Genomic DNA, 5,916 nt, shown 5'->3' on the forward strand with positions numbered 1-5,916 from the left:
AGTTCGGTTGGTATAGTTTGACTTCTTCCTTGGTGTCCCATGTGATACCTTTGGAGCCGTTGCCGAGCTTATCCATGAGCGTGCCAAGCGATGTAAATTTGGCATAAGTGGACGGATAATCACGCTCCACAACTTTGATGTGTGGGCAGTTCTTACCAGGGACTGGGCGTACGCCTTGGGTTTTCCAGTCGGTTCCGCCAAAGGGCTGAGCCAGCTCGCCTTCACTGTCGTGTTGCATGGGCAAGGTTACGATGTCTGTTTCCACACCAAGATGACCGACTGACAGCTCGGAGAATTTTTGGGCGATAAGCTTATAAATCTCCCAGTCCGTCTTGGACTCCCACGCAGGGTCGGTGGCAGCGGTCAATGGGTGGATAAAGGGGTGCATATCGGACGTGTTTAAGTCGTCTTTTTCGTACCATGTGGCAGTCGGTAGCACGATGTCTGAGTACAGACAGGTGGACGACATTCTAAAATCAAGCGTGGTAACAAGGTCAAGTTTGCCCGTTGCCCCATTTGGCTCAAAGTCAATCTCAGTTGGGCGAATGCCATCATGAATGGTCTCTTCGCCTAGGATACCGTGCTTGGTGCCTAGTAGGTAGTGAAGCATATATTCATGCCCCTTACCCGATGAGCCAAGCAGGTTTGACCGCCAGATGAATAGGTTTCTTGGGAAGTTGGCAGGATTGTCAGGCGACTCAGCAGCAAAACGCACGTTGCCATTTGCCAGATTGTCCACGACATAGCTCTCAATGTCCTGCCCTGATGACTTGGCAAGACGACCAAGCTCCAAGGGGTTCATGTTAAGCTGTGGGGCAGACGGTAGCCAGCCTGCACGTTCGGCACGCACGTTGTAGTCGAGCATATGCTCAGGAAACTCTGATTTGTCAGCGTGTGGCGATAAAATCTCATGAGCCGAGACTTTTTCGTGTCGCCATTGGCTTGAATGATTATAAAAGAAGCTCGTGCCATTCATGTGACGTGGCGGTCTGTGCCAGTCTAAGGCAAAGGCAACAGGAGCCCAGCCTGTCTGCGGCCTTAATTTTTCTTGACCGACATAATGAGCCCAACCGCCCCCTGACTGACCGATACAGCCACACAGCATAAGCATATTGATAATGCCACGGTAGTTCATGTCCATGTGATACCAGTGGTTCATGCCTGCCCCGATGATGACCATCGATTTGCCATGAGTCTTGTCGGCATTGTCGGCAAATTCACGAGCGATTTGAATGACTTTTTCACGGCTTACACCTGTGATTTTCTCTTGCCAAGCAGGCGTGCCTGCCACGGTTTCATCATTATAATCATCAGTTACGTGCTGACCGCCCACGCCATTGTCCACGCCAAGATTGGCAAGCATTAAATCAAAGACTGTTACCACTTTGACTGTTTCGCCATTGGCTAGTGTGAGCGTTTTGCAAGGCACATTTTTGTACTGGATATTGTCCCCTTCAGCGGCGGTAAAATAAGGGTGTTCATCACCGCCAAAGTAGTCCATGCCAACCGTTGCCGTCTCGCCTGAGCCTTTTAGGGTCAAAGCCAAATCCACGTCTGTGTTGTTTGTACCTTCTTTACTCTCCAAGTTCCAACGACCGCTCTCGCCCCAACGGTAGCCAATCGCCCCATAAGGCGACACCAACTCGCCATTATTATTGATGGCGATGGTTTTCCACTCGGGGTTGTTGTCTTGACCTAGGTTGTCCACCAAGTCAGACGCACGCAGGAATCGCCCTGCTCTTGCCGATTGTCCTTCGCCTTCGACCATGACAAGCATGGGCAAATCGGTGTAGCGTTTGGCATAGTCGGTAAAGTAGGCACTTGGGTTTTTTAGATAAAATTCTTTGATAATCACATGACAAAACGCCTGAGCCAACGCTGCATCTGTGCCTTGTTTTGGGTTTAGCCATAGGTCGCACAGCTTGGCAATCTCGGCATAGTCAGGCGTGATGGCGACAGTTTTTGTGCCTTTATAACGCACTTCGGTAAAAAAGTGAGCGTCAGGGGTACGGGTCTGCGGTACGTTTGACCCCCATGCGATGATATAGTCAGAGTTGTACCAGTCGGCAGCTTCTGGCACGTCTGTCTGCTCACCCCACGTCATCGGAGACGCAGGCGGTAAGTCGCAATACCAGTCATAAAACGACAAACACACCCCACCGATGAGCGACAAATAGCGAGAGCCAGCGGCATAGCTAATCATACTCATGGCAGGAATGGGCGAGAAGCCAATGATACGGTCAGGACCAAAGGTCTTGGCGGTGTAGATATTGGCGGCGGCGATGATTTCCACCACTTCATTCCATGACGAGCGGACAAAGCCCCCCATGCCTCGCTTGGATTTGTATTGTGCGGTTTTGGCGGGGTCGGTAACGATACTCGCCCATGCGTCCACAGGGTTTTTGTGGGTCGCCTTGGCTTCACGCCAAAGTTTTAGCAAGGGTTTACGCACTTTGGGGTATTTGACACGGTTGGCAGAGTACATATACCAACTATAAGACGCGCCACGGGGACAGCCACGAGGTTCGTGGTTGGGCAGGTCGGGGCGTGTGCGTGGGTAGTCGGTTTGCTGAGTCTCCCAAGTTACCAGCCCGTTTTTGACATAGATTTTCCATGAGCATGAGCCTGTACAGTTCACGCCATGAGTTGAGCGGACGATTTTGTCAAACTGCCAACGACTGCGGTAGCTGTTCTCCCAATCACGATTTTCATCACGAATCTCGCCGTGTCCGTCAGCGTATTCGCCCGTTTTTTTCTTAAAAAAACGGAATTGGTCTAATAAATGGCTCATAAATCCCCCTTGTGGGTTGGCTAAACTTAAAAAGTTTTTGGCTAAATTGATGAGCTTACTATAAAGAAAACCGCCAAATTAAGGTATTAACTTGACGGCTAGGGGGATAATACTAAGGGGGTAGGTGTGGCGTGGGGTTGGGTTTTTTGATGATAACTGTCAATTTTGATTGTTAAGATTGAGCAGTGTGTGGCAGGCACTCTACAAGACTATTTAAAAAAATCATTAACTATTATCACAGCAACCAGTATTAGTGGATACAAAATGGCAAAGACATTAAATGGCTTTTTGGTTTTTTGCATCTGAGAGCTAAAATAATCATTTTCAGAAAAATCTTTTTGCCATTTTTTATATAACCTTTAAAGGCGTTAAAATAAACAAACCCAAAGATTAAATGAGCTTCACTTTTTTTATCATGTCATCAAAATCGACTTTAAGATAATAATAGCATGTTAATACAAGACTAGAAATGATGACAACAATGCCAAAATAATAAAGTCGCATTAAATATCTATCAATTTTTTCTATATCTATGTTGTCTTTCATTGTGTTTTCTCAAAATAAATTTTCCAAAAATTAGCCGACAGTCCAGGCAAAATAAGAGCAACACCAACACTTTAAACCTTAATACACCCAACCAATTTCATATTTACCACGGGTTTGTAGGGGTGTGCTGAGCACACCCTTTGATGATATTACTGCACAAAGCGTGCACAGCACGCCCCTACATCCAAATATCATCACGTTTGTGATAATTGTAAAAAAGTTTTTTGGATGTACACTAGGTTTTATTATCAAGACCTAGTGTACATCCAAGCCTAAAACCAACGCATTATAAGAAAAATAGCAAAAAATAGCAAAAAAAAAACGCCACTTAAAAAAGTAGCGTTTTTTTTGGTCAGCCTTAGCACGGATATTGGGCCCCTTTACGGCTATAATACCACCATGTAATCACAAGGCAAATCACATAAAAGACGATAAGCATGATAAGCGTGCTGTTCGCCCCAAACCAGCCGAACATCTTGGGAATAAAAAACCCACCATAAGCAGCAAACGCCCCTGTAAAGCCGACCACCGCCGCCGATTCTTTTCTGGCGACATTGACAAGGTCGGGTGAGTTTTTGCGTTCGTGTAGAGTGCGAAAGATGACAGGAATCATGCGAAACGTTGAGCCATTGCCGATACCTGTGGTAATAAACAGCACCATAAAGCACGCAAAATACCCTGCAAAACTACCGCCTGTGCCATCTTTTGGCAAAAAGACAATCACGCCAATGGTCGCTGCCGCCATAACAATGAAGTTAAAAAACGTCACCCTAGCTCCGCCCATCTTGTCAGCGAGCCAACCCCCAACAGGACGGAACATCGCTCCGACCAACGGGCCCAAAAAAGCAACTTTTAGCGGGTCAACATCAGCAAAAGACTGCTTGATAAGCATGGGGAACGCCGCCGAAAAGCCGATGAACGAGCCAAACGTGCCAAGATACAGTATGCACATGACCCAGTTGTGATAGCGTTTGAAAATGATGGACTGGTCTTTAAAAGACGCTTTGGCGGACGATAAGTCATTCATAAAAAACCACGCCAGTATCGCCATAAGTGCAATAAACGGCACCCACACAAAGGCGGCGTTGTGCAGATATAGGCTCTTGCCATTGTCAAGTGTCACGCCTGTGCCGATGATTGACAAGCCGATGACCGCAGGCACGACAAACTGCACGGTAGAGACGCCTAAGTTACCAAGCCCTGCATTTAGCCCCAAAGCCGTACCTTGCTTGGATTTGGGATAAAAAAACGAGATGTTGGACATGCTAGACGAAAAGTTACCCCCACCCAATCCACAAAGCAGGGCTATGATGACAAAGATGCTAAATGGCGTATTGGGGTTTTGTAGGGCAAAGCCCATCCACAGCATGGGAATCAGCAGACTTGCCGTGGACAGAGCCGTCCACCGCCGACCGCCAAACACAGGCACCATGAACGAATAAAAAATCCGCAAAGTCGCCCCTGATAAGGCAGGTAAGGCAGTAAGCCAAAACAGCTGGTCCTTGGTAAAATTAAAGCCCGCGTCAGGCATACGCACGACCACCACCGACCAAATCACCCACACCGCAAAGCCTAGCAGTAGAGCAGGAATAGAAATCCATAGGTTGCGACTGGCGGTCTGTTTACCGCCATTTTCCCAAAACTCGTCATCTTCGGGTCGCCAGTCGTGAATCACGCCCCCGCCTTTTAGTTCATTTTTTGCACTCATGTTGCCCCCTTAGGGAAATTTTAAGATTTGGGATTATTTTAAGGGGAATCGGGCAACTTTTCGCTTATCCTAATGATGAATAAGACAGGGAGCAAATGCTACTTTGGGGGTAGGTGAATAATAAAAAAGACAGTATGAAACTGTCTTTGTCATTGGGGTAAGTTTGGTTGTGATTAGCCATTGGCATTTTGGCTTATCATGAATCAGTAAGTGGCGTGTGCTTATTTTTACCAAGAAGATTAGGGCGTATTGAACCTTTATAACACAATTTAAAAAATAGAAATGTTTTAGAAATAAAACAATGTTTTTGCATGAAAAATGGCTAAATCTTGTTTTTCATCGTCAACAGCTCGTTTGATAGAATGACTATCAAACCTCACTTTTTCCTTGAAAAACATGCGATTTTTCTCATTTTTCATTGCAAATACAAAAGGCAGGCACGCCCTATTTAGTCAAACAAATTACGACATTGCCATCATTTGTTTATAGGCATCAACTTTACTTTGACGCAAGGATTTTATCTCGGACTTGATCAATACTTTTACCGCTATTGATGATGAATTTGTCTTCCCATTCGCTAAGTTTTGAGAAGTCATAACCAAAGGTTTTTGCCAGAATTGTTCAAGTTCGCCATAGTTTTCTCTTAATAATTGTAAGGTTTCGGAGTTTAGTCGTAATTGTGCTACTAAATCACCCCAATCGGTTTGTATCATTTATATTGTCTCATTAATTACACCTAACACAAACTTGATATTTGCAACAAGTTTGTAGGGGTGTGCTGAGCATACCCTTTGATGGCGTTGTTTTTTATTAGGCGTGCTCAGCACACCCCTACATCTACAAATCATTGCGTTACCCCACTCTCAACTAA

At 45.9% G+C, this 5,916-nt stretch carries 3 protein-coding genes; all 3 read right to left on the reverse strand.

Annotation, left to right across the window (positions count from 1 at the left end):
- Positions 1–2,791, reverse strand: a 2,791-nt coding sequence (locus B5J93_RS01640; RefSeq protein WP_079324124.1) for a nitrate reductase subunit alpha, incomplete at its 3' end; no start/stop codon positions are given.
- Between the two features lie 904 nt (positions 2,792–3,695).
- Positions 3,696–5,045: a NarK family nitrate/nitrite MFS transporter gene (locus B5J93_RS01645; RefSeq protein ID WP_079324125.1), complete on the reverse strand. Its 1,350-nt coding sequence runs from the start codon at positions 5,043–5,045 to the stop codon at positions 3,696–3,698.
- A gap of 461 nt (positions 5,046–5,506) precedes the next feature.
- Positions 5,507–5,758, reverse strand: a complete 252-nt coding sequence (locus tag B5J93_RS01650) for a hypothetical protein (protein WP_079324126.1) — start codon at positions 5,756–5,758, stop codon at positions 5,507–5,509.
- Positions 5,759–5,916 lie beyond the last annotated feature (158 nt).

This window comes from Moraxella equi (assembly GCF_002027555.1).
Taxonomy (GTDB): domain Bacteria; phylum Pseudomonadota; class Gammaproteobacteria; order Pseudomonadales; family Moraxellaceae; genus Moraxella; species Moraxella equi.

Excerpts from the sequence above, each read along its gene's own strand:
- B5J93_RS01645 (WP_079324125.1), bottom strand. The coding sequence starts at position 5,045 with ATGAGTGCAAAAAATGAACTAAAAGGCGGGGGCGTGATTCACGACTGG.
- B5J93_RS01650 (WP_079324126.1), bottom strand. The coding sequence starts at position 5,758 with ATGATACAAACCGATTGGGGTGATTTAGTAGCACAATTACGACTAAAC.